This is a genomic window from Brucella sp. H1_1004 (assembly GCF_047308065.1).
Classification (GTDB): Bacteria; Pseudomonadota; Alphaproteobacteria; order Rhizobiales; family Rhizobiaceae; genus Brucella; species Brucella pseudogrignonensis_B.
Genome location: NZ_JAYKZA010000006.1, coordinates 23,194 through 45,165 on the forward strand (window position 1 = coordinate 23,194; position 21,972 = coordinate 45,165).

The following is a 21,972-nucleotide window of genomic DNA, read 5'->3' on the forward strand; positions in this document are numbered from 1 at the left end:
CGGCCTTGTGACCATGCGCCAATATTTGTCGCTACATTAACGCTTACGAGCGGCAACAAGCCAATAAACGAAGCCGCAGAAAGTCGCAGCCACATACATGGGCGCGGCGGCGGCAAGAGTGTAGTTGGGACATGCCCGTCCTGTGCAGTTCAAGATATAGAATCCGAAGGGAATCGCGTTCGCAACAAGAAGCACCATAGGCAGAGACGGGCCCATGATTGCTGTTCCAGCTCCAAGCAGCGGGACGAAGACGAGGGCGGCTATCAAGACAAAAAAGCCGATGACCGCTCCCCACACTCCAAAGAACAGAAATCCGAGGCCGGTCAAAATTATCGGGCCCGCGACCAGGCCAAATAGGTTTCTTATCATTGCTGCACCTCGACAACTTGAAGTAGATAATTCCTGCCATCACTGCAGTTAAATTCTGGTTTCCTATCGCGTGGTGGATGAAACCGGATCGAATGCTTGGCGATAAATGGGTCAGAAATTGCTAGGCGACAAGCTGATTCCACGGCAGCAACTCATCGATCCGGCTCTGCTTGTGGCCGTTAACGATGGCGGTGAGTGTGCCGGTTATATAGGCCAGCGGGTCGACGGCGTTGAGCTTACACGTCTCAATCAGCGAGGCGATGATCGCCCAGTTCTCTGCTCCGGCATCATGACCCGCGAAGAGTGCGTTTTTGCGATTGAGGGCAATCGGCCGGATGGTTCGCTCGACGCTGTTGTTGTCGATCTCGATACGACCATCGGTCAGGAAGAGCTTCAGACCATCCCAGTATTTGGTGATGTAGGCCAATGCCTCGCCGAGCGGCGACTTGGCCGCGACGCGTGCGCGGTGATAAGCGAGCCAGGTCTGCAGTTCTGCCACCAGCGGTGCTGATCGTTCCTGCCGTCCGGCAAGGCGAGCTTCAGGATCAAGGCCCCGAAGTTCGGCTTCGATGCGGTACAGTTCGCCGATCCGCTTGACGCCATCCTCGGCGATGGGTGCTGAGCCGTTGCGGGTGATCTCCACCAGCTTGCGACGGGCGTGTGCCCAGCAATAGGCAAGCCGAATGTCCGGACCAACTCGCTCTGGTGCGATCAGCCTGTTGTATCCGGCATATCCATCCACCTGCAGGATGCCCGAGAAGCCCTGCAATATCCGTTCGGCATGAATGCCACCGCGCCCGGGAGCGTAGGTGAAGGCGACACCTGGCGGAGCGCCACCACCCCATGGGCGATCATCGCGCGCGAGTGCCCAGAAGTATCCGGTCTTGGTTTTGCGCGAGCCGGGATCGAGAACCGGGGCATGGGTCTCGTCCATGAACAGCTTGGTCGAGCGCTTCAGGTCGGCAATCAGTGCATCAAAGACTGGCCGCAGTTCATAGGCTGCCCGACCGACCCAATCGGCCAGCGTTGATCGGTCGAGATCGATGCCCTGGCGGCTCATGATCTGGGCCTGCCGATAGAGCGGAAGATGATCGGCATACTTGGAGACCAGCACATGGGCGACGGTCGCTTCCGTCGGCAGCCCTGCCGGGATCAACCGTGCTGGAGCTGCGGCCTGGACGATACCGTCGGTACAGACGCGGCAAGCATATTTGGGGCGACGGGTGACGATCACGCGGAACTGTGCCGGGATCACGTCCAGTCGCTCGGAGACATCCTCGCCAATGCAATGCAGACAACCGCCGCAGGCGCACGTCAGGCTTGCCGGCTCGATCACCTCTTCGACACGCGGGAGATGCCTCGGAAGGGAACCGCGATTGATCGCGCGTGGCTTGGCAATCCTGCTTCCAGCAGGAACGTCCGCCTCATCCTCAGCATGGATCGCGGCCATAGCCGTCTCCAGGTCTTCCAGCGCCAGGTCGAATTGGTCAGGATCGGTCTTCTCGGATTTGCGCCCGAAGGCTGCCTGCTTGAATGCTGCCACCAGCTTCTCAAGCCGTTCGATCCGCTCATCCTTGCGGGCGATATGCTCGTCCTTACTGACTATCGCGACGTCCTTGGCCGCCTCGCGTGCTTGTGCCGCAATCAGCATCGCCTTCAGGGCGGCAACGTCATCGGGTAGGTCGGCGGCGTCCAGCATGCCCGGAAACTACCCAATCCCGAGCCGATTTGCCTTTGGAATTTGCGGCGCTGAGTCATCGTGCCGCAGCTATTCGACGGCCTCCGGCGTTCTCGTCTGGACGGCATGAACCCGCCGCCAATCGAGGCCTGCGAACAGGGCTTCGAACTGCGCGTGGCTCAGCTTCATCAGGCCATCCTTGATGCCGGGCCAGGTGAAGCTGTGCTCCTCCAGCCTCTTGTAGGCCATGACGATTCCGGAGCCATCCCAGTAGATCAGCTTCAACCGGTCCGCCTTGCGAGACCGGAACACGAAAACCGTTCCGGTGAACGGGTCCTTGTGCAGTTCGTTCTTCACCAGCGCCGCCAAGCCGTCATGGCCCTTGCGGAAATCTACGGGCTTGGTCGCTACCATGATCCTGACGCGGTTCGACGGAAAGATCATGTCGCCGCCGCCAGAGCTCGGGCGATGGCAGCGATCCGGGCAGCAGACGCACCTTCCTCAAGGCGGATGGTGACGAGACCGATGACGATCTCAGGGCGACTAACCGCTTTAGGCGGCGGTTCCGAAACAGGCTGATCGACGATCACCGCCGCGAACTCTACCGCATCCTCCGGTGCTGGAAGGATCAGCTTGCCCTGCCGCGCCATCGTGCGCCAGGTGGATAGACTGTTCGCTCGCAATCCATAGCGCTGAGCAACCTCATTGACCGTCGTGCCAGGCCTCAAGCTTTCCGAAACGATCTTCGCTTTAACCTCGTCCGGCCATTGACGATGAACCTCACGTACAGGCTTCGTAGTTGTGAGAAACTCCAGTGTAGTCTCCATGGAGAAACTCCCGTTCTTCATCCATGGGACGTCGATCACAGATCAGGCAACGGCAGACAATGTGGGAGCAGAACACCGGTTACGTTTCAACCTTACGGGGCGGGAGGAAACGACGGCAAGTTCGGACATTGCCAGAACGCCGTTGAGTAGCGTGAGGAAAACAACGATGGAGATTTCGGTTAGCACGAGAGGTCCATTGGTTAAGTCGGGATCGCTCCAGACAGAAAGACGCCCGGCGATCCGGGATGCCGATAAGCCGGCCGGTCCCTGCGTTGCGCCTTCATGCGCATTGGAATGCGCTAAAGGAAACGTCGACATGTCTCCATATACCTGACGAGTCCTCGCCCGGCAATTTGGTGGATTGACTGGACTGATCGCCAACCGGAGCCACCCCTGCTGAAGGGTTTCGTTCCCAAGGCATTCAGACCAAGAGGCCAAGCGCCGAGCGACCATCCCGAATTTGGAAGTTCCTGGTGGAATGCGGCATTGATAGCATCTCAGTCACGCCGGACAGTTTCACGGCGGTCAAGTTGTATTCCTGTTGATATGGGCAATGGTAAACGGATACTGAGGTCCGGTGTCCGTCCAATTGCTAGTGCAATTCATCCACTGGGATCGCATAGCGGTCGCGTATCGCAGTCTCGATCAGGTCGCGGCTCTGAGCCCCCGAAAGCTGCTCGTCGCCTGCAATCTCCTCTGTCCGTCTTGCCAGCTCTTCGTCCCGGATCACGTGAAGAAACCACGCGGCGAAATCGCCAGCTCTCAGATGACGCGTCCAAACCTCGCTTGGGATGATGCGTGACTCCTGAATGAACTTCGCAAGATTGTGGGCGCGATGATCCACTCCGTCACCGGACCAGGAAAAGTAAAAGCCTCTGGCTTCACCCACATCGCCAAGGGCATATTTGCCTCTGTGCCTCTCATGAACCTGAACCGGTCCCTCGATCTGCAGGATGCGAACCTCTCGAGGTGAGCTGCGCGACCACAACAATGCCTGATCGGGAGTACGCCGTTTAAACTCGGTCCGCGTCTGCAGCGGAGCAGCCGAACATTGTTTGAGGAGGTCCAGAGCAGCACTCCCAAAGGCGATGACATGATCGACGGTGGACACAGTCTCTTGCGGGAGCCACTCGGGGGTGATTGTGGCAAGCACCATTCCCTGGCCTTGCCGCGCTAGAGCGGTGGCGGTCTCTGCACTGCTCCGGAAGAGGTAGTGATGCGCCTCATCGACCACGATCCAATGCGGGCGACCTTGAGTTTCCCGCAATGCGAGGACTTGGGGAACAAGCTTCGCAAAAAGCTGGCGGCGCGCATTGAGATTGATGGCCAGCGTGCCGAAGACGACATTTATCCCGCGGGACAGGAGGCGCATAGCCTCGGTGATGCTCCCTGCCTGTTTGTCATCGCCTATCACCACGGCCGCTTCGAAGTTTCCGTATTCGCTCTCGGGGTCCAGCACGCAAATGCTGAACTGCCTCTCCATCATGCGTTCTATCAGCATCGTCGCGAAGCGCGACTTTCCGCTTCCCGAGCCTCCAAGGATGAGCAAAGACTCCTGTGGCGTGAGGATCGCACGAGATCCTGTCGAATCGATACCAAAGCAGATGCCTCTGCGCTCTGGAGGAAGAATGGCGGCATCTTGGGTCATGATCGCCTCGATGAGTTCAGTGACCCCCGAGCCGTGATCATACTTCAGTTGGAGGTCGCAGCTCTCCTTGACCGACTGCAATGCATTGGCCACCGCTGCGGAACAGCCACATAGAGCCAGAAATGAGCGGTCATTTTCCGCATCACCGACACCGACTACGTTCGCGGCCGAAAGTCCAAGATCATGGAGAGCTGCAGCCAGGCCGGTAGCCTTCGTGACCCCTGAGGGGAGGACCATCACAGCCCCCTTGTTGAAGATGATCTGATAATCCAGCCCGAGCTCGGAGATAGCTGAAAGGACCGCAGCTTCGTGTGGCTGCCATGTTGCAACTATCGTCCTCCCCACGGAAATCGGCTCAACCCCACGCGCCATCAGACTTCTGACAAGCTCGACAGGCGGTCCAGGACCAAGCAGCTTCTCCCGGCCCGTCGCCGGATCGAATAGTACGCCGCCATTCTCGGCAACGATCCTGTCGAACAGCGTCAGATCAGGCATGACGTGCTTGAGATCTGCCATCTCACGACCGGTCACAAGGACCAGCTTGCGACCGGCCTCCCGAAGACGAAGCATGGCCCGAATGGTAGACGGCTCAATGGCGCCGTGGCAGGCAAGAGTTCCGTCATAATCCGCTGCCAGTGCTCGAAAATACATCTGCTCAACCTGCCTTGTACCCTTAAACGTCAGCAAGAGTCCGCGACTCAAGCCATCCGGCCCAGCAGCGTTTCACGGGTGGTGCCGATCAGTGCGAAAGCAGGACTGGCAGCCGGAGATCCGCGAACACGCCCTTCGTGGCGCCCCCAAGGATGAAGTCGCGAATGCGTGAATGGCCAAAGGCCCCCATGACCAGCATGTTCGCACCGGCTGTGAGTGCCGCTTCCTGGAGGGCCAGGGAAATTGACCGGTCATCCAGCGATACGTTTTGGGCTTCCGCTCGAAGGCCACGCTTCTTCAACGACAAGACCAGAGCCTGCCCAAGGTCGTGCCGACCGAGCTGCTTCTCGTCCTGAACTGTCAGCACGGTAATCTGTGTCTGATCGTCAACAAACATCAAGGCGTCGGCAAGGGCGCGAGCCGCGACACGGCTTCCATCCCACGCGACCGCGAGGTGACGAACCGGATCCTGACCGGCAGATGGGGGAACGAGGATCGCCGGACGTCCAGATGCAAAGATGACCGCTTGAGCAAACTCCTGAATGACGAGCATATCCTTGGCCCACGGCAACAAGGAGACATCGTGATAGCGAGCCTCGTTTGCCGCAGCGTCGCCCGCCACGCCTGCCGGAAGGTGCCTGCTTGAGCACTCCACCTTTACGGACGATCCAGCGTGCTGCAAAACAAGGTCCTGCAGTCGCCGGCAATGGCCCCGACTGTGTTCTTCTGTGGTCTGGACCAGCTCGGCAACGTTGATCAGCATTCCCCCCAATGGCGAGGACATGGCAGGAATGTCTACAGAAAATGTGGTGGCATGAAGCTCACAACCAAGTCTTTCGGCGAGCGAGATGGCCGCTGTGACAGGCTCGTCCGGGACGACGTCCGGATAGGTGACAAGCGGCATGTAGCTGAGGCGAATATGGGGCATGGGAGGCTCCTTGCGTTCAGGTAGGTATGGTTGAGTGGGACAACAGAGATCAGGAAGAGCGCTGCGGCGGCACGGCCAGCACATCGACCTCCGAATCCCTCAGGACCTTTTCGGTCACACTGCCGAGCAGCAGTTTTTCAAGACCGCGCCTGCCATGGGTGGCGAGGACAATCAAATCGGCAGGGACTTCGGCTGCCTCCGACAGGATCTCGTGGTTTGCTGCCTTCTCCTCGTAGCGCAGCAGGGAGTTGACGTGTTGCAGCGGCAGTGAGGCGAGGAAAGTGGACAAAGAAAGCGACGCTTTGCGCCACTCGTCCTCGATGGACTGCCTCTTCTCACGCTCCGTTATGCCGGAACTTAGTGCGAGCCTCAGCATGGGGACATCGAACACGTACAGCATCGAATGAGGCAGCTGATCAGCGAGGTGAAGCTCGACATAGGAGGTCATCGCATCCCGCGAGCCGTCGCTCAGGTCCGTCGTCAGCAGGACGTGTCGATATGGCCCTGCCGGTGTCGCATTCACCATCAGAACGGGACAGGGAGCGTTTCGGATCGTCCGCTCTGCGGTCGTGCCCACGAAGATATCGCGAAACAGCTGTCGCCGATGCGGACCAATCACAAGCAGATCGGGCCCTGCCTCGTTTGCGGCTTGAATGATTGCCTGAGATGGTTCGGCGAGGGCCACCCTTGCTTCGCACGGCACACCGTCGACAAGACGGACGGTGGCGCTCATCGCACGAAGCAGAACTTCGGCCTCACGTTTCTCCTCATCAACTAGGTGGCGCGGCTTGTCCTCATCAACGGCCGTCACAAGTGTAATCGACGCGCCCGTCTGCTTGGCCAAAAGCGTCGCCCGCCGGAGCGCACGGTCAGATCGTTCAGAAAAGTCGGTCGCCACCATGATGTGCTTCATAACTCGCTCCTCTCGTCCTGCTTGAGCATCAGAGCACGAGTGTTCGCAGGCATCTTTGACTTCGATCAACGATCCACCGTCATATGCCGCTATCCTTCAGCATATGAGATCAAAGGGTGCCATACGATGCCGCACGACCAGTATCAGACCGTTCAGGAAATCGCCGACCGGCTAAAGGTGAGCGAGGCCACGGTGCGGCACTGGATAAAGGATGGCTCACTCCGGGCGATCGACATCGGCAAGGGTTGGCGCATTTCCGATGCAGATCTGCAGGACTTCCTTCGTTGCCACGAAACGCGTCCGCGTGGGACTGACGGGCCAGTGCCCGAGGCAGTGCAGACTATTCGGCACCTCAATGGCAAAAGCATTCAGGAGCACTGATGGCTATCCCCTTGCTGACACCGTTTTCCGAGATCGCATTGTTGCTGTTCATGGCAGCGCTCATCGGTCTGGTTGGTGTGCTCTTGCGCCAACCGCTCATCGTCAGCTTCATCGCAGTCGGATTGGTGGCAGGCCCCTCAGCACTGGACGTCGTGCATTCGGACGCCCAGATCGAGCTACTAGCGGAGCTTGGCATCGCGGTCCTTTTGTTCCTCGTCGGCATCAAGCTAGATGTCAACCTGATCCGCTCGCTCGGCCCAGTCTCCTTGATGACAGGTCTCGGCCAGGTCGCCTTCACTTCGATTTTCGGTTACCTGATTGGCCTTGCCGTCGGGCTCGATCATCTGACGAGCCTCTATGTCGCCGTGGCGCTGACATTCTCGTCGACCATCATCATCGTCAAGCTGCTGTCCGACAAACGGGAGATCGACTCCCTGCATGGCCAAATTGCTCTTGGCTTCCTGATCGTTCAGGATCTGGTGGTCGTCATCGCGATGATCGTCCTGTCCGCGATCGGTATCGGTGCGGCCGGAGGATCCGTTGGCCACGGCGAAGGCTCCGTTCTCACCGTGTTCCTGTCTGGGGCGGCGCTGGTGGCATTGGTCGTCGTCTTCGTCCGCTACGTTGCCACGCCGCTCACCGAACGGCTTGCGAAAGCGCCCGAACTGCTGGTTGTCTTCGCCATTGCCCAGGCGGCCGTGTTCGCCGCAATTGGTGACATTGTCGGGCTTGGTAAAGAGGTGGGCGGGCTGCTGGCCGGCGTGTCGCTGGCCTCGACGCCCTACCGCGAAACGATCGCTGCCCGCCTTGCACCCTTGCGGGATTTTCTCCTGCTTTTTTTCTTCATCGCGCTTGGCGCGACACTGGATCTGTCTCTTCTGGGCGCCAACATGTTTGCCGCCTTCGTTTTCTCGCTGTTCGTTCTCATCGGCAACCCGCTCATCGTCTTAGCGATCATGGGTGCCATGGGATACCGCAAGCGGACCGGTTTCCTTGCCGGCCTGACTGTCGCCCAGATCAGTGAGTTCTCCCTGATCTTCGTCGCCATGGGCGTGACGATCGGCCATGTAAGGGAGGACGCTCTTGGGCTCGTCACCATGGTCGGACTGGTGACGATCGCCATGTCCACCTACATGATCACCTACTCCCACACGCTCTTCGCCAAATTCGAACCGCTGCTGAACGTGTTCGAGCGCCGTGACACCTATCGTGAACCCGTCGCGGAAGGCGAGGGCGAGACGGCGGCGATGGGCGACATAATCCTGTTCGGGCTCGGGCGTTTCGGCAGCGCCGTCGGTCTAAGGCTGCAGCGGCGTGGGATACCGGTGTTGGGAGTGGACTTCAATCCTCAGGCGGTTCAGCGCTGGAGAGAACTCGGCCTTGAGGCCCGCTTCGGCGATGCAACTGACCCGGAATTCCTCGCCGAGCTGCCATTGCAGCGCGCACGATGGGTCGTCTCCACCATACCCCAGCATGTGACCGGGCTCACCGTTGAAGACACACGAAGGACGCTGATCCAGCTCCTCAGGACCGCCGGCTTCCAGGGGACGGTCGCGGTCACTTCGCATGGCGCGAAAGAGACGTCGGATCTCAAGCGATCCGGCGCGGACCTCGTGCTCGAGCCGTTCCAGGATGCCGCCGACCGGGCTGTCGAACTGCTATGCGGCGGTGAAACGGAGGAACGCACTGAAATTCCGGATATCGAAACAGAAGGCCGCCAACTCGTCTAGCGCCTGCGCAGGACGATCAACCGAAGGAGGAACTGCAATGAATCGTCTGAAGGGAAAGACTGCCGTCGTCACCGGAGGTGCCGTTGGCATCGGGCGCGCTTGCGTGGAGCGCATGGCCGAGGAAGGCGCGAAGGTCGCTATCCTCGATCTGCTCGAACAAGAGGGCTCCGCCCTTGCCGATGCTCTGACGAAAAAGGGCCACGCGGTGGCGTTCTGGAAAGCCGATGCGGCCGATGAGAAGGCTATGAAGGCTGCAATCGACGCGGCCGCGAAACAGTTCGGTGGTTTGCACATCATGGTCAACAACGCGGGTATATCCGGAACGCCGAAACCGACAGACCAGGTGACCGAGGAGGAATGGGATCGGGTCCAGGCGGTCAACGTCAAGGGCGTCTTCTTCGGCACCAAACATGCCATTCCGCATTTGCGTGCGGCTGGCGGTGGGTCGATCATCAATCTGTCGTCCATTGCAGGTCTCATCGGTGTCGGCGGTATCGCGCCCTATCACGCATCCAAGGGTGCCGTGCGCCTGATGAGCAAGAACGACGCTATTACCTATGCCGCGGAGAAGATCCGCGTGAACTCCATCCATCCCGCCTATATCTGGACGCCGATGGTGGAAAACCATCTCCGTGCCACGTCCGAAGATCTGGAGGCCGCCAAGGCCGCGGCCGGCTCCGTGCATCCCGTCGGCCACATGGGGGAGCCGGACGACATCGCCTGGGCGGCGGTCTATCTGGCCTCGGACGAAGCCAAATTCGTGACTGGAGCTGAATTGGTCGTTGATGGCGGCTACACCGCACGATGACGCACGACAAGGATACAGCAATGCCGATCGAAGCTCCTCACAGCCAATCACCGGAAGTCTGCCTTGTTAGCCTGAACACGTCTCTGACCGGACTATCCGCATCGGAAGCCTCCCGGCGCCTCAGGGAATACGGGCCAAACCGGTTACCAGACACAACCGGTCGTGGACCGCTGATCAGGTTCGTTGGCCAGTTCAACAACGTTTTGATTTATGTCCTGCTGGCGGCAGCGCTTGTGACCGCCGCCCTGCAGCACTGGGTCGACACCGGCGTCATCCTTGCCGTGGTTCTGGCCAATGCGATCATCGGTTTCATCCAGGAGGGTAAGGCGGAAGCCGCGATGTCCGCCATCAGGAGCATGCTGGCACCCCATGCGGCAGTCCTGAGAGACGGTGAGCGCCTGACGGTCGACGGTGCAGAGTTGGTTCCCGGCGATGTGGTCCTTCTGGAAGCCGGCGACAAGGTGCCCGCAGATCTCAGGTTGCTGGAGGCGCGTGGTCTGGCGGCACAGGAGGCAATTCTGACCGGTGAATCCGTGCCGGTGGAAAAGAGCATCCCGGCTGTTGCTCCCGAGTCACCCCTCGGTGATCGCCACCCGATGCTCTGGTCTGGAACGCTGGTCACCCAGGGAACGGCCCGCGGGCTGGTGGTCGCGACTGGCGGCAAAACTGAAATTGGTCGCATCGGTGGTCTTCTCGAGGGGGTCGAGCAGCTGACGACACCGCTTGTTGAGCAGATGGACCATTTCGCCCGCTGGCTGTCCTTTCTCATCCTGCTGATCGCCGCACTCCTTTTGGCCTATGGTTACTTCGTCACGCATCATGACTTCCTCGACATGTTCATGACAGTGGTGGCGGTGGCCGTTTCGGCCATTCCCGAAGGCCTGCCAGCGGTTATGACAATCACTCTGGCCATCGGTGTGCAGGCCATGGCGCGGCGCAACGCGATTGTACGTCGACTGCCAGCGATCGAAGCTATTGGGTCGGTTTCGGTCATCTGCACAGACAAGACTGGCACGCTGACCCGCAACGAGATGGTTGTGGCCGCAGTGGAAACACCGGAAGGTGCTTTCCGAATTAGCGGCGAAGGCTATGCCCCGGAAGGCATCATCGCACCCGATGGTGATCTCAAGCTATTGGCGCATGCAAGCGCCTTGTGCAACGATGCGCATCTTGCGCTGAGGGACGGTCAATGGACCGTCGAAGGCGATCCGATGGAAGGTGCGCTTCTAGCCTTCGCAGGCAAGGTTTGCGGGAGCCACAGGCTCGACCATCGGCGGCTTGATGCCATTCCCTTCGATTCCCGACACCGCTTCATGGCAGTCCTCACCGAGAGCACCGAAGGCAGAACCGCCTATGTAAAGGGTGCGCCCGAACGGGTCTTGCGCATGTGTGCCGATATAGATCTACAGCACTGGCACCAGCGTGCCGAAGTTATGGCCGGTCTTGGTATGCGGGTACTGGCCCTGGCGGAACGGCAGGAACTGGGCGAAACCATCGCTCCCACCAGTTTGGAACATGGATTGCATTTTCTCGGCTTGGTGGGACTGATTGATCCGCCCCGTCCTGAAGCGATTGCCGCAGTGGCCGAGTGCCGGTCCGCTGGCATCCGCGTCAAGATGATCACCGGCGACCACGCGGGAACGGCGGCCGCGATAGCCACCCAGATCGGACTGGAAAACCCCCATCGGGTGTTGACGGGAACAGACCTCGACAAGCTGGATGACGCTCAACTAGCGCTTGAAGCGGTCAGTGTTGATGTCTTTGCCCGCACCAGCCCCGAACATAAACTACGGCTGGTCACCGCACTTCAAAGCAGCGGATTATCGGTCGCCATGACCGGAGACGGCGTCAACGATTCACCGGCGCTCAAGCGCGCCGATGCTGGCATTGCCATGGGGCAAAAGGGATCCGAGGCCGCGAAGGAGGCGGCTGACCTGGTGCTCGCGGACGACAATTTCGCATCCATTGCAGCTGCAGTGCGGGAGGGTCGCACCGTCTATGACAACCTCAAGAAGGTGATCAGTTGGACGCTGCCGACCAATGCCGGTGAATCCATGACGATTGTCCTGGCTCTCCTGATGGGGTTGGCCCTGCCTGTGACTGCCGTCCAGATCCTATGGGTCAACCTGATCACCGGTATCACACTTGGTATCGCACTCGCTTTTGAGCCGACGGAAACCGGCACGATGGCACGTCCCCCTCGACCAAGGAACGCCCCCATTCTGTCGGGTGAGCTCGTCTGGCATGTTATCCTGGTCGCGCTGCTGTTTCTCGCCGCCGTCTTCGGGATTTTTTCCTATGCTGTCGACCGTGGCTATCCGCTGGCCTTGGCGCAGACCATGGCGATGAACACCCTCGTCGTTCTGGAAATCTTCCACCTGTTTTTCATCCGCAACATCCACAGCACTTCGCTCACCTGGGCCGCCGTACGCGGAACGAAGGTGGTGTGGACCGTCGTGATTGCCATCACAGCCGCGCAATTTTCGGTCACCTATCTGCCACCACTACAGGCGCTGCTGGGCACCATGCCCGTGTCACTCGTCGACGGATTGCTGATCACGGCATTGGGTGCCGCCTTTTTCACCATCATCGAGATCGAAAAGCAGATCAGGTTGGGCCTGAGGGGGAGATAGTCGTGAACTCGCATTGAGCGGCAGCTAGCTGATATGGCCATCTCCGAGCTGCCTGAGGCCGCCAGCCAAGGTTACCAGACCAGCCCCGGCAGGTCAGCATGGGAAACAGTCACGCACGCTGTTAGCTCTCCAAGGCGCGCCTTATCTTGCGGACGATGGCGCGGCGGGCCTTGTCGTCTGCAGCCATGCGGAGCTCAGCCTGGAGATCCTGGATCAGGCCCTGATAGTCGTTGTTCCAGTCACGATGGCCCGCCTGCGCAGGATCCATACGAGGCGGTGGCAGGAAGGTTGAGATGTCGACGGGTCCATCGGCTTCGAGACGAAAGGCCGAGTCGATGTGGGGGATGAAGATCCGTTCCTCGCCAACAACACCGGCGACCCGTGCCTTCATGGCGGCCAGTGCCTGATCTTCACCATGCACGAGGAAAACCGCGTGACGGATCGGCTTTCGGGCCGAGAGCCAGTCCGCCAGCTCAGCACCATCGGCATGTCCGCTGTAAACATCGATCGAACGGATCCTCGCCCTCAAGGCAATCTCGTCACCCTGGATTTTCACGGTCGCCGCTCCGTCCTGGAGTATGCGTCCGAGCGTTCCCGCAGCCTGGAAACCGACGAGAAGCACTGTCCCCTCCTCGCGCCACAACCAGTTCTTCAATCGGTGGCGGATGCGACCTGCCTCGCACATGCCACTCGCTGCGATTACGATATGAAAACCCTTCACGAAGTCCAGCGCCTTGGATTGCTCGACGCTCTCGGTGAAGCGTACGAAGCGCGAGCGGATCGCGCGCTCCAGAAGGTCGCCATTGTTCAATTCGCCGGAATGGGCCTTGAATATCTCAGTCGCCCTTGTTGCCAGCGGGGAGTCGATGATGACAGGGCATTCGGGGATCTTCCCTTGCTCCATCAGGAAGGCGAGATCGGCGAAAAGTTCCTGGGTTCTCTCGACGGCGAAGGAGGGAATGATTAGCGCCCCGTCCTGATGCCGCGCGGCGGCGTTCACCTCATCCTGCAAGATCCGTCTGCGCATCTCGTCGGTCGTATCGATGCGGTCCCGGTCGCCATAGGTGCTCTCGCACACCACGTAGTCCCAGCCTTGAGGCGCTTCCGGATCAGCCTGAAGCAGTTTGAAGGCCGGCCCGAGATCACCGGAAAACAGAAGCCGAACTGGCGCCTCGCCGCCGATCTCGATCTCCACGGAGGCCGATCCAAGCAGATGCCCGGCATTCCAGAAGCGGATGCGAATGCTGTCACCCAGATCCTGCCACTGACGCAACGACAATGGTCTGAACTGGGTGAGCGTTGCCTCGGCGTCTTCGGCCGTGTAGATCGGTTTGACGGTGTCGCGGCCACGGCGACGGTTCCGGCGGTTTAGCTGGTCGACTTCGAATTCCTGGATATGAGCCGAATCCGGAAGCATCACGCCGCACAGATCAATCGTACCGCGCGTCGCGTAGATCGGTCCGCCATAACCATGCTTCACGAGCTTCGGTAGAAGGCCCGAATGGTCGATATGGGCATGCGTCAGGATGACGGCGTCAATCTGGCCGGGATCGAAAGGGAAAGCCCTATAGTTCAACTGCTTCTCGCTTTTCGAGCCCTGAAACATGCCGCAGTCAATGATGACCCTCCGGCCGCTTGCCTCAAGGCAGAAACACGATCCCGTCACCGTGCCAGCGGCGCCGTGGAAGCTGAGTACTGGGTTTGATTGCATCAAGTTTTCCTCCCTGCCGTAAACCATAGCCTGAGGACGAGATTGGTCGCTTGATGACGATCAACCGGTGTCTAGGCTGGCCCCAAGGATCACTATCAGCAGTTCGTCCAGCAGTAAGGGCAAGACACGCATAGGGACGTTCACTTTTCAATCGATAGATTAGCCGACACATGGATTTCGAAGACACCTGTGTGAGGACTAAACCTGTCTTCAGCATCTCAGACCAGGGTGTCCGCTTCGGGCCGAAGGCTGACTTCGCACATCAGAGTGTCATTTCGCCCTCAGCCTGGAACCGACCACAACCTCTTCTGAGGTAAGATAAGGCGCCCCTGAACAGCCGCGCCTCCCGTTCGATCCCAAGCCAGATCGCGTCGAACCCTGCCTAACCAGCGAGATTGGGCGGGGGCATGTTTCTTCGCAGAGTAACGAGAAGCAGGCCTAGATCCCGATTGGCATCCGCCGCCAGCATCAGGTTGTCCGCAACCTCTGTAATGGCGGAGAGGACTTCCGTCTCCTCCCAACCTCGGCGCAAGGCATCCTCGACCAGGTCCTGCAAAACAGTCTCCACCGCCATCTGACAAGCGATGTAGCGGCTTTCGTCCTTTTCGGGTGGCGCTTTTGGAAAGTCGGTCATGTTCCAGCAAATATGCTTCCTGCGGGCGCGTGCAAGGCCGCGGGTTCGGGATCACGACGGATAGGCCGCACCCTGCAGGGCAGGGTGCGGCCGTACTTCACTGAGGCTTGTTGTCGTTTCCGGCCTTGCTGTTGAGCTCGACTTGATAGCTGAACTCGACCTTGGCGATGAGCGGAAGCATCACGGCGATGGAGAACCGAAGTTGGCCCTTATGGGACAGCTTCGCGATTTGCCGGTTGATGAACTGGCGAAGGCGACGGCCGGTTTTCTGGCAGAAGGTTACGAGCGTTTTCATCAGAGGTTCCTCCTTAGTGGTTGTGCGTAATCGCGAAGCTCGAATACGGCCGGAACCGCCGAGTGCATCGCGCAGCGATCGCAACGGAGCGAAGCGGAGAGGAGAACCCTTTAGGGTTGCACGCCAAGGCGGGGCCTGACGTATCGTGCACAGCATTAGATTACGTACGGCCACTAAGGAGCGGCCCGAAAACGCGGCCTTCGTAGCCCCGGCCGTCGCCTTTGCCTTCAACCGGCAAATCGTGATCCGGCCGCCAGGTCGGATCTCCATCGCCGTGATGCTGTAGCGGTGGTTGAGCTCGCGTCGATGCTCCTAGCCGGAAACGACAACAAGCCTCAGTGAGCCGTCCCGCTTGCGGGGCGCGTCCGTCGTGAGGGGGAAGGGGAGTTTGAGGGGAGGGGCCGAAGGGGGCTCCCCTCATTGCGGTTGGGTGCCGCTCGATGCGGCGCTCAAGCGCTCCTATGCCTGAGCGGCGTCGCGCTTGCGCAACAGAAACCGCTTCAGGTTCCATCCGGCTCCCAAGATGTAGGGTGGCCGCCCAAGAGAGTAGTGCCCGCAATTCAGCCGCAGCACGCTCACTCTGGCTCCGGCATTCTGCAGCCGCTTGAGCAGGCGTTCTGACAGATCCGGCAAAACAACCGTGTCCCTCGATGCTAGGATGACATGAAGTTCGAGGCTTGGCTGCGCCAGCTTGTCTGCATGGTTTTCAAGATTGAGTGGTGCCCACGCTCGTTGCAGCTGGGCAAGTGTAAGATGCGGCTCGAGGCTCTTGCGGATCGATTGGGTTGCGCGCCCGGTCCATACCATTTCGGCAAGGCTTCCTGCCGTGAGGAAGAGTGACGCCCGAGAAACGGCGGTCTCATGCGCCGCGACCAGTCCGGCTATCCAGGAACCAAGACTCATCCCGAGGACAGAAACATCCCGATACCCCTCGCGCTTCAGCCAGCGGATAAGCTTGCGCCCGTCCCATACAGCCTGTCTGACGGCCTGCACCGTTCGGCCGAGATTGGCGCTGAGCATGTAATCGGCATAGAGCGAGCCCGGACGCTTGCGCTCCAAGTGGTAAGGCATGGCGATCTCGATAACCGTAATCCCTTGCCAGGAGAGGAATCCGGCAATCTGCCGGTTCCGACTTTCGGCGTTCCAGTGATGCAAGATCACCACCGCCTGATCGCGTTTTCCGCTCTCGGTGATCCTGGCCCACACGATGTTGTTTTCAGCAACATCGGTTGCAACGTCCGAAGGGAATTTCAGCCAGCCATTCCGCAGCTCGAAGCTATGATCGCTCGCATCAGGCGGCTCAAAGTAGTCCGGGTCAGCGGCGGCCTTTTCCGCGAGAACGCAAAACTCCTCTACCGTTTCAGCCGCCCCCATGCCGGGAAATGCACGATCGGCGTCCAGAATGACGTCCGTGATCTTCTTGGCCTCTTCGCCGCGCTGTGCGCGACCCTCGTCCCAACGATCCAGCCAATTATGAAACATGGCTGTCGCCTCTTATCTCACGGGCACGCCAAGCTGACTCAAATGCCGGATCGAATAGACCATAGGTCGCAATGAGCGCGGTAACGATCAGCAAAACAGAGAAACCATCGAACGCGTCGATCAACATGTATGAGACGAAAAGCAAACCGATCACCGCAGACATCTTCCACAGGGGGGAACGAAGCCGCCGATCATCCCCCAAGCGGATTGCTCCATACACAAAGACGCTGCAGGTCGAAAGCACGACGAGCAAGCTGCTGTAGTGTGTGGGCATGATGTAATCAAAGGTCCTATCTCCATCGTCGTAATCTGCCAGCGCAGCCCAGACATCGCGGACCAGCCATGTCACGAAATCCGGGCCCTGCGATGCAAGATAGGCACTTTGTGCCTTCATGCAGATGGCAGCAAGGACGACGAGCACGGAACATCTGAAGACCCCGCGCATGATCCGCAGACCGATTTCACTGGTGTCCGGCCAGGCTCTCTGCTCGCCAAGGAGTTCAGCTACGCGTTTAAGCTTCCATAGATCATGGATGATCGTATGCAGCAGGATCAGGCCAGCGAACAGCAGGTAGAAGCTTGTGGACATGTAGAGATAGGCCAGGGCGGTAAATATGATTGCCGCCGGCGTCGATAGGATATCCGGCCTGATGATACCGATCGTCCCCCAGCTTGGGGCAAAATCCTGCGCTTGCTCAAGCAGAGGGATAAGCTGCACGCCGATCCATTGCACCACGCCCGCGAATAATATGCAGATCAGGAAAACTGCCCAATAGGTCTGTGAGTTGGCCTGCAAATTTAGCGTCCAGGCGTCGCCGCTTCTTACACGATCAGCCTCCGCCATTAGCCTGAGCCGGCCATCATGTTTCCAGAAACCCAGAAGCTCGATGACGACGGCGAAAAACAGTGGCAACAGCACCATGAACAGGAAGGTCCAGTTCGGTGCCCAGAGGAAGCCAACCTGCTTCTCGATACCATCCGCGCGCACATAGGTGATGCTGTGGATCCCCAAAATGTAAGAGAGGAATCCGAGGGCGGACGAACCGGCGAAGATCCAGGCCGGCAAGTTCAGATGTGATCCGTGCGAGAAAATCGCCTCGGTCTTGATTGCCAAACCCCTTGGCCGCTCCGCTGGCATGGTTTGAAGGTCCACCGAGACGACGGGCGTTAGAGGAACCTGGTTTTTTTCTGGCGCTGACGTGTCAGGCACACGCAGGGCAGTCGCAGTCGAGCCACCGGTCTTCTTTTGATCTCGTCGTCTGGCGATCAGGCGCGCTTGGGCCCAGCTGAGCTCATTCAGCCAATCATTCGTCGCCTCGCGATCGTCGCAACCGAAGATGCGTGCCAGCCAGCGAATGTTGGCCGGGCTGATGCCTTTGTCATTCTCCTGAAACCAGAGCTGGACGGTGCGAAGATCCACTCCGACACGGTTGGCGTCGATCTTTGAGATGGCATCCGCCAGTAGCTCCGGCGTCCACGGGCCTTGGGGAAAACCGTCTTCACCCAAGGGGCGTCCGGCACCCGCAGCAGCCATTTTCTTGAACAGTTCCTTTAAATCGCTTCCATCCGCCGGCGGTGGAACAAAAATCTTACCGTTCTTTTCCAATGACTTACAGCCCAAGATTTCGTCTTGTTTCGTATCCTATCGTGCGTTGTGGACGATTTGATGGTCTGAGACGATCCCCAATGCAACTAGATCGGTGAGGCATCCGCCATGCTACTGTCGTCATCCAGTTCGCGTTCGTCCCGTGAAGCAATTGCCGCTCGATGCACCAAAACGGCTCCGGCATTGTCCACGTCAAGCAAAGTGGGAACGGAGATCGCAGCTGGTGCGACAGGAGAAAAACCTTCGCTTCGTGAGCTGATCGATCAGCATTCAGCGGCAGTTCAAGGGGGGAGAAAGGCGAAGGCGAGCCGCCTGGCAATCATCAATTATGAGCCAAAAGGCGACGGTGAAGCGTATCTGAAGCTGACCTATCTGGCCGGTTATCTGATCGCGACCAGGAGCTCATTATCTATCCAAGAGCTGAAGTCGATTTCTGAAAACTCTGGCGCTCGTGGACGCCCCTGACGTTCCGATCCCGGCCTCGCTTCAGCGGCAGCAATTGGGCGGGAGGGGAGCCGAGGGGAGGGGCATGGGCTCCCTTCGGGCGGACCGCAGCCCGCTCGATGCGGCCAGGTTCGCAACTGCCAAAATGGCTACGGGGCCAGCTCTTCCGAACCAGCCCCGCAACAAAGCATCCAACAATTGTCAGCGTACCAATCCTAGCCGCTCGCCAAGGCTTGGCGGCGTCGGCGTTCCCGCTTCCTTTGTCATGGCGACGATGGCCTTCTGTGACAGCCCTTCGATCTCATAGCCAAAACGGCGCGCGCTCTCGATGATCGATTCAAGGCTTGGGTGCTGCTCAAGATGCGTTCCGAACCATAGGGCATATTCGTCGGTTTCCTCATCGGGAAACGCCTGCAGAAAGAAGGTGCGCAACGGCGGATCATAGCCGATTACGGCGTTCTCGTCGGTCTCTTCGTCGGTTTTCACGGTCACGGTGTAGCGGCTCAATGGTGTCCCTCCTAATATCGGGCCGCACCGAATGCGGCCCAGGTCCTATTTGAACAGCGGCATTGACCGCTTGTTGGTCAGGCTGGCGCGGTCGGTCTCAAAGCGGTAGCCGTCCCAATCCTTCCACGCTTCCCAACCTGTCGCAGTGGCGCGTCCATACCAGACGCGCACGCTGACCTTACTGTTTCCAAGGTCCTCGACAACCTCAACCGTGTGGCTCCCTCCTAAACCGGAGGGCGTGTCGAAGACCTCAACGCTTCGGCGCTGGCCGTTGCTTTTCATGCTTCGCCTCCTACAGCCGGAAATGGGCAACCAAGCCCTGATTGGCTCGGTGGCTTGCCAGTGCATAGGCGCACGCCTGCGCCAGAAGGTCGGGATTCGCGGTCATGCCCGACTTCGCGCGTCCCTTGATGTCGGCTTTCAAGTCGTCATCGCTGGTCCCAACGTGCATGTTTCCGACAATCCAGCGCAGTTGCGCATAGGGGATCTCGTCAACGCGCCGAACAGGCAGGGCCGAAATCAGGCCCTTGCGCTGACTGGCTGCCTCTCCGGCCTCACTTGCCTCCTTCTTGGTCGGGAAATAGGCTTTCACCAGCTGGCGGCGCTGCGCGTCGGCTGCACTCATGAAAGCGTTTGAGCCGTCTTCTTGGGTGTATAGGCTCCAGTCGGCGGCACTGCCGCCGAACATGGCGTCGCCTCGGCCGGAAAACTCCATGACTGTATAAATTTGCTCATTCATGTGGGGATCCTCTGTTTTCCGGGGCTGATCAAGCGGCGCTGTCGCCGCTGATCGATTTCAAGACGCACTTGGCCGCATAGCGTCCGGCCTCGTTCAAGTTGCGCTGCCACGCTCCTTGCGATGGGGACCAGCGGAACCCGTGAGATTTCAGGGTACGCCGCGTCTGTTCGTCCGGCTTGCCGGGAAACAGCAACTGAATGCGGGCCATGTCGGTATTTTCCTTGACCGTGACTGCTCCTGCCTCCGTCTCGACGTCCTCGGCGCGGTCGCCGCGCTTCTTCATCGCAGCAAGCGATGCAAGGCGGGTTTGCATGCGGCGCAGTTCGGCTCGGGTGTTGGTGGTGGAAAAGCCGCGTCGGTTCTGCCACGGGGCAAGGGTAACGCCACGCGATGCCCTCTCCTCGTCCATGCCGGTTTCGGCCACCACACGGGCCAGAATGTCGGCTTCGCTCGCCTGATCCTTCTCCATCCGGCGAATGATGACATTCGCCCGTTTCATCCGGTCGATGGACAGTGCCAGGTCTTCGATCCGCGAGGCGATGCGCTGCATGGCTGCCGGATCGCCGGAGCGGATCGGCTCGTCATCGGTCCCGTGGGGAAACGCCTTGCGCTTCACTGCTTTTTTCGCAATCGCGATATGGGCTGAGATGTCAGCACGGCGGGCGTCTGAAACTCGCATCCGCTTTTCATTGCGGGCGACGGGAAAACGCGCAGGTCCGGTGATGAACCAGTTCATGCAACGGCCTTCCGCTGCCCAATACTTGGCGGTGATCTCGACATGACGGCGAGCAAAGGCCTCTAGTTCAGCATCCGGCAGGGGCAGTTTTGCTTGCTCCCACAGCTCCACCATGTAGGCGGCAAAGCCGTTCAGGCGCTCTGCCAGCCCTTCCAGTTCGGAAAGGGTGCGCCGCTCCGGAAAATGAGTAAGGGCATGGAAGCTATGTTCGATGTCCTTCGCCGCGATGGTCGCGGCAAAGGTTCCGGCGAGAATGGACAGGGTGCGGTCCTCGACAACAGCGATGATCATCGGACTACCCCCGCCATGACGGTTGGGTGAGTGCGGGTGATACGGGTCTGGAACCCGATCAAGGCGCCGCCCAGAATGACCCCATTGGGGGAATGCTCGTCTGCCTTGGCAAAGACCGGATCAAGAACCGGCTTGCAGACGTTCAGGCGGGCCGCTGCTTCCTGAATGCTGATCTGCGGCGGTAGGACATGCGCGCCGTCCAGGCTGGCAAGAACGATCTTTCCAGCCAATGGCTGCGGGTAGCCGTCAAAGACGGTGAAGGCGGTCAAGCCGTCCCGCAAACCCTCCTCATCGACGATAAGAACGTGGTTCGTGTCGAATGGCACCACCTCGACAAGCTGGCATCCAATCAGCCCGTAGGTCTGAGAGAATGCGCTAGGTGCTGCGACCTCTGCGGCTTGAATGGTCCCGGCTTCCGGGTCCAGCAGGTAAACGGTTGCGGTTGTGGTCATAGTTCTCACCCTTTCTCCAATTCCGCGAAGCGGTCTTCTCATGCCCATCGTGGGCAGGAGCCCCGCTCCTGCTCCCGAGCTCGCGCGGAGCAGCGGGGGAGAGGGTGGCAAGGGGATAAAAACGGAGGGGGTTCGCCCGCCCGAGGCAAAGCCGAAGGGGCGGCGCGTTAGCGGCGATCCTGCACGAAAGCGCGGCCTTAAGGCTGCGCGAAGGAAGGACGGGGAGACCGTTTTTTCCCCTTGTGAGGGAGAGGGGGCAGCGCTCCTCTTTCCCTCATCAAAGAAACAGACAGGACGCCTCCGGCGTCACTGCTTTATCCTGGCCTAGGCCGGCAAACCGCTGATGCTGATTACTGTGAAGAGCAGTAGGGGAGGGGAAAGGCCGCCCCGATACGAGGCAGGGCGGCCTCCGTAGGCACGCGACAAGAAAGGGCTAGAGACTTGCCACGACCTGACTTGATCAACAGCCAATATGGGTCGATCGGGCGAGGCTGTAAATGTTCCGAACG

General features: G+C 59.5%; 23 protein-coding genes. 5 read left to right on the top strand and 18 right to left on the bottom strand.

The genetic code is table 11. From position 1 onward, the window contains the following. Positions 1-36 precede the first annotated feature (36 nt). The 8 genes from U2P60_RS21535 to U2P60_RS21570 all read right to left on the bottom strand — a co-directional run bounded on the left by U2P60_RS21535 (position 37) and on the right by U2P60_RS21570 (position 7,014). Positions 37-369: a hypothetical protein gene (locus U2P60_RS21535; RefSeq protein WP_413574400.1), complete on the bottom strand. Its 333-nt coding sequence runs from the start codon at positions 367-369 to the stop codon at positions 37-39. A gap of 121 nt (positions 370-490) precedes the next feature. Then, positions 491-2,068, bottom strand: a complete 1,578-nt coding sequence (tnpC, locus tag U2P60_RS21540; protein WP_413574401.1) for an IS66 family transposase — start codon at positions 2,066-2,068, stop codon at positions 491-493. A gap of 69 nt (positions 2,069-2,137) precedes the next feature. Beyond that, positions 2,138-2,491 (bottom strand): IS66 family insertion sequence element accessory protein TnpB, encoded by a 354-nt coding sequence (gene tnpB / locus U2P60_RS21545; protein ID WP_413574402.1) that lies wholly within the window; start codon positions 2,489-2,491, stop codon positions 2,138-2,140. After that, the gene (gene tnpA / locus U2P60_RS21550) at positions 2,488-2,874 is read right to left on the bottom strand and encodes an IS66-like element accessory protein TnpA (RefSeq protein ID WP_413574404.1); all 387 of its coding nucleotides are present in this window, start codon (positions 2,872-2,874) and stop codon (positions 2,488-2,490) included. The genes tnpB and tnpA overlap by 4 nt, the downstream gene beginning before the upstream one ends. 42 nt (positions 2,875-2,916) lie before the next feature. Continuing rightward, positions 2,917-3,192, bottom strand: coding sequence for a hypothetical protein (locus tag U2P60_RS21555; protein WP_413574430.1), 276 nt, complete (start codon positions 3,190-3,192; stop codon positions 2,917-2,919). Between the two features lie 274 nt (positions 3,193-3,466). Then, entirely contained in the window at positions 3,467-5,173 is a 1,707-nt protein-coding gene (locus U2P60_RS21560; RefSeq protein WP_413574405.1) for an HAD hydrolase family protein, read from the bottom strand. A gap of 88 nt (positions 5,174-5,261) precedes the next feature. Then, positions 5,262-6,101, bottom strand: a complete 840-nt coding sequence (locus U2P60_RS21565; protein WP_413574406.1) for a universal stress protein — start codon at positions 6,099-6,101, stop codon at positions 5,262-5,264. Positions 6,102-6,150: 49 nt separating this feature from the next. Continuing rightward, positions 6,151-7,014: a universal stress protein gene (locus U2P60_RS21570; RefSeq protein ID WP_413574407.1), complete on the bottom strand. Its 864-nt coding sequence runs from the start codon at positions 7,012-7,014 to the stop codon at positions 6,151-6,153. A gap of 126 nt (positions 7,015-7,140) precedes the next feature. Between U2P60_RS21570 and U2P60_RS21575 the strand changes: the two genes are divergently transcribed. From U2P60_RS21575 to U2P60_RS21590, 4 genes are read left to right on the top strand one after another with little or no spacing between them, the layout of a single operon-like run. Then, positions 7,141-7,395 (top strand): helix-turn-helix domain-containing protein, encoded by a 255-nt coding sequence (locus tag U2P60_RS21575; RefSeq protein WP_413574408.1) that lies wholly within the window; start codon positions 7,141-7,143, stop codon positions 7,393-7,395. After that, positions 7,395-9,125, top strand: a complete 1,731-nt coding sequence (locus U2P60_RS21580) for a cation:proton antiporter (RefSeq protein WP_413574409.1) — start codon at positions 7,395-7,397, stop codon at positions 9,123-9,125. The genes U2P60_RS21575 and U2P60_RS21580 overlap by 1 nt, the downstream gene beginning before the upstream one ends. Before the next feature lie 37 nt (positions 9,126-9,162). Next, positions 9,163-9,933: an SDR family NAD(P)-dependent oxidoreductase gene (locus tag U2P60_RS21585; protein WP_413574410.1), complete on the top strand. Its 771-nt coding sequence runs from the start codon at positions 9,163-9,165 to the stop codon at positions 9,931-9,933. A gap of 20 nt (positions 9,934-9,953) precedes the next feature. Then, positions 9,954-12,566: a cation-transporting P-type ATPase gene (locus tag U2P60_RS21590; protein WP_413574411.1), complete on the top strand. Its 2,613-nt coding sequence runs from the start codon at positions 9,954-9,956 to the stop codon at positions 12,564-12,566. 121 nt (positions 12,567-12,687) lie between these two features. Here U2P60_RS21590 and U2P60_RS21595 read toward each other — a convergent pair whose 3' ends face one another. The 5 genes from U2P60_RS21595 to U2P60_RS21615 form a co-directional block, all read right to left on the bottom strand. Then, positions 12,688-14,277: an MBL fold metallo-hydrolase gene (locus U2P60_RS21595; protein WP_413574428.1), complete on the bottom strand. Its 1,590-nt coding sequence runs from the start codon at positions 14,275-14,277 to the stop codon at positions 12,688-12,690. A gap of 382 nt (positions 14,278-14,659) precedes the next feature. Continuing rightward, complete coding sequence (locus tag U2P60_RS21600; RefSeq protein WP_413574412.1) at positions 14,660-14,911, bottom strand: hypothetical protein; 252 nt, start codon at positions 14,909-14,911, stop codon at positions 14,660-14,662. 97 nt (positions 14,912-15,008) lie between these two features. Then, positions 15,009-15,206, bottom strand: coding sequence for a hypothetical protein (locus U2P60_RS21605; protein ID WP_052642493.1), 198 nt, complete (start codon positions 15,204-15,206; stop codon positions 15,009-15,011). Between the two features lie 459 nt (positions 15,207-15,665). Continuing rightward, positions 15,666-16,688, bottom strand: coding sequence for an alpha/beta fold hydrolase (locus tag U2P60_RS21610; RefSeq protein WP_413574413.1), 1,023 nt, complete (start codon positions 16,686-16,688; stop codon positions 15,666-15,668). Next, positions 16,678-18,294: an RcgA family putative transporter gene (locus U2P60_RS21615; RefSeq protein WP_413574414.1), complete on the bottom strand. Its 1,617-nt coding sequence runs from the start codon at positions 18,292-18,294 to the stop codon at positions 16,678-16,680. The genes U2P60_RS21610 and U2P60_RS21615 overlap by 11 nt, the downstream gene beginning before the upstream one ends. Positions 18,295-18,402: 108 nt before the next feature. Between U2P60_RS21615 and U2P60_RS21620 the strand changes: the two genes are divergently transcribed. Continuing rightward, entirely contained in the window at positions 18,403-18,759 is a 357-nt protein-coding gene (locus U2P60_RS21620; protein WP_413574415.1) for a hypothetical protein, read from the top strand. Between the two features lie 180 nt (positions 18,760-18,939). On the opposite strand, the gene U2P60_RS21625 is transcribed toward U2P60_RS21620, so the two are convergent. From U2P60_RS21625 to U2P60_RS21645, 5 genes are read right to left on the bottom strand one after another with little or no spacing between them, the layout of a single operon-like run. Next, positions 18,940-19,245, bottom strand: a complete 306-nt coding sequence (locus tag U2P60_RS21625) for a hypothetical protein (protein WP_037094732.1) — start codon at positions 19,243-19,245, stop codon at positions 18,940-18,942. Positions 19,246-19,290: 45 nt separating this feature from the next. Beyond that, positions 19,291-19,527, bottom strand: coding sequence for a hypothetical protein (locus U2P60_RS21630; RefSeq protein ID WP_037094735.1), 237 nt, complete (start codon positions 19,525-19,527; stop codon positions 19,291-19,293). A 10-nt stretch (positions 19,528-19,537) separates the two neighbouring features. After that, positions 19,538-19,984 carry a hypothetical protein gene (locus U2P60_RS21635; protein WP_037094737.1) on the bottom strand — a complete coding sequence of 149 codons (447 nt, stop codon included), beginning with the start codon at positions 19,982-19,984 and terminating at the stop codon, positions 19,538-19,540. A 28-nt stretch (positions 19,985-20,012) separates the two neighbouring features. Next, complete coding sequence (locus tag U2P60_RS21640) at positions 20,013-21,011, bottom strand: hypothetical protein (protein WP_413574416.1); 999 nt, start codon at positions 21,009-21,011, stop codon at positions 20,013-20,015. After that, entirely contained in the window at positions 21,008-21,463 is a 456-nt protein-coding gene (locus U2P60_RS21645; protein ID WP_413574429.1) for a protein psiB, read from the bottom strand. The genes U2P60_RS21640 and U2P60_RS21645 overlap by 4 nt, the downstream gene beginning before the upstream one ends. Positions 21,464-21,972 lie beyond the last annotated feature (509 nt).

Excerpts from the sequence above, each read along its gene's own strand:
- U2P60_RS21580 (WP_413574409.1), top strand. The coding sequence starts at position 7,395 with ATGGCTATCCCCTTGCTGACACCGTTTTCCGAGATCGCATTGTTGCTG.
- U2P60_RS21555 (WP_413574430.1), bottom strand. The coding sequence starts at position 3,192 with ATGTCGACGTTTCCTTTAGCGCATTCCAATGCGCATGAAGGCGCAACG.
- U2P60_RS21645 (WP_413574429.1), bottom strand. The coding sequence starts at position 21,463 with ATGACCACAACCGCAACCGTTTACCTGCTGGACCCGGAAGCCGGGACC.
- U2P60_RS21635 (WP_037094737.1), bottom strand. The coding sequence starts at position 19,984 with ATGAATGAGCAAATTTATACAGTCATGGAGTTTTCCGGCCGAGGCGAC.
- U2P60_RS21590 (WP_413574411.1), top strand. The coding sequence starts at position 9,954 with ATGCCGATCGAAGCTCCTCACAGCCAATCACCGGAAGTCTGCCTTGTT.
- tnpC (WP_413574401.1), bottom strand. The coding sequence starts at position 2,068 with ATGCTGGACGCCGCCGACCTACCCGATGACGTTGCCGCCCTGAAGGCG.
- U2P60_RS21595 (WP_413574428.1), bottom strand. The coding sequence starts at position 14,277 with ATGCAATCAAACCCAGTACTCAGCTTCCACGGCGCCGCTGGCACGGTG.
- U2P60_RS21575 (WP_413574408.1), top strand. The coding sequence starts at position 7,141 with ATGCCGCACGACCAGTATCAGACCGTTCAGGAAATCGCCGACCGGCTA.
- U2P60_RS21620 (WP_413574415.1), top strand. The coding sequence starts at position 18,403 with ATGCTACTGTCGTCATCCAGTTCGCGTTCGTCCCGTGAAGCAATTGCC.
- U2P60_RS21600 (WP_413574412.1), bottom strand. The coding sequence starts at position 14,911 with ATGACCGACTTTCCAAAAGCGCCACCCGAAAAGGACGAAAGCCGCTAC.
- tnpB (WP_413574402.1), bottom strand. The coding sequence starts at position 2,491 with ATGATCTTTCCGTCGAACCGCGTCAGGATCATGGTAGCGACCAAGCCC.
- U2P60_RS21565 (WP_413574406.1), bottom strand. The coding sequence starts at position 6,101 with ATGCCCCATATTCGCCTCAGCTACATGCCGCTTGTCACCTATCCGGAC.
- U2P60_RS21630 (WP_037094735.1), bottom strand. The coding sequence starts at position 19,527 with ATGAAAAGCAACGGCCAGCGCCGAAGCGTTGAGGTCTTCGACACGCCC.
- U2P60_RS21640 (WP_413574416.1), bottom strand. The coding sequence starts at position 21,011 with ATGATCATCGCTGTTGTCGAGGACCGCACCCTGTCCATTCTCGCCGGA.
- U2P60_RS21605 (WP_052642493.1), bottom strand. The coding sequence starts at position 15,206 with ATGAAAACGCTCGTAACCTTCTGCCAGAAAACCGGCCGTCGCCTTCGC.
- U2P60_RS21560 (WP_413574405.1), bottom strand. The coding sequence starts at position 5,173 with ATGTATTTTCGAGCACTGGCAGCGGATTATGACGGAACTCTTGCCTGC.
- U2P60_RS21535 (WP_413574400.1), bottom strand. The coding sequence starts at position 369 with ATGATAAGAAACCTATTTGGCCTGGTCGCGGGCCCGATAATTTTGACC.
- U2P60_RS21585 (WP_413574410.1), top strand. The coding sequence starts at position 9,163 with ATGAATCGTCTGAAGGGAAAGACTGCCGTCGTCACCGGAGGTGCCGTT.
- U2P60_RS21570 (WP_413574407.1), bottom strand. The coding sequence starts at position 7,014 with ATGAAGCACATCATGGTGGCGACCGACTTTTCTGAACGATCTGACCGT.
- U2P60_RS21610 (WP_413574413.1), bottom strand. The coding sequence starts at position 16,688 with ATGTTTCATAATTGGCTGGATCGTTGGGACGAGGGTCGCGCACAGCGC.
- tnpA (WP_413574404.1), bottom strand. The coding sequence starts at position 2,874 with ATGGAGACTACACTGGAGTTTCTCACAACTACGAAGCCTGTACGTGAG.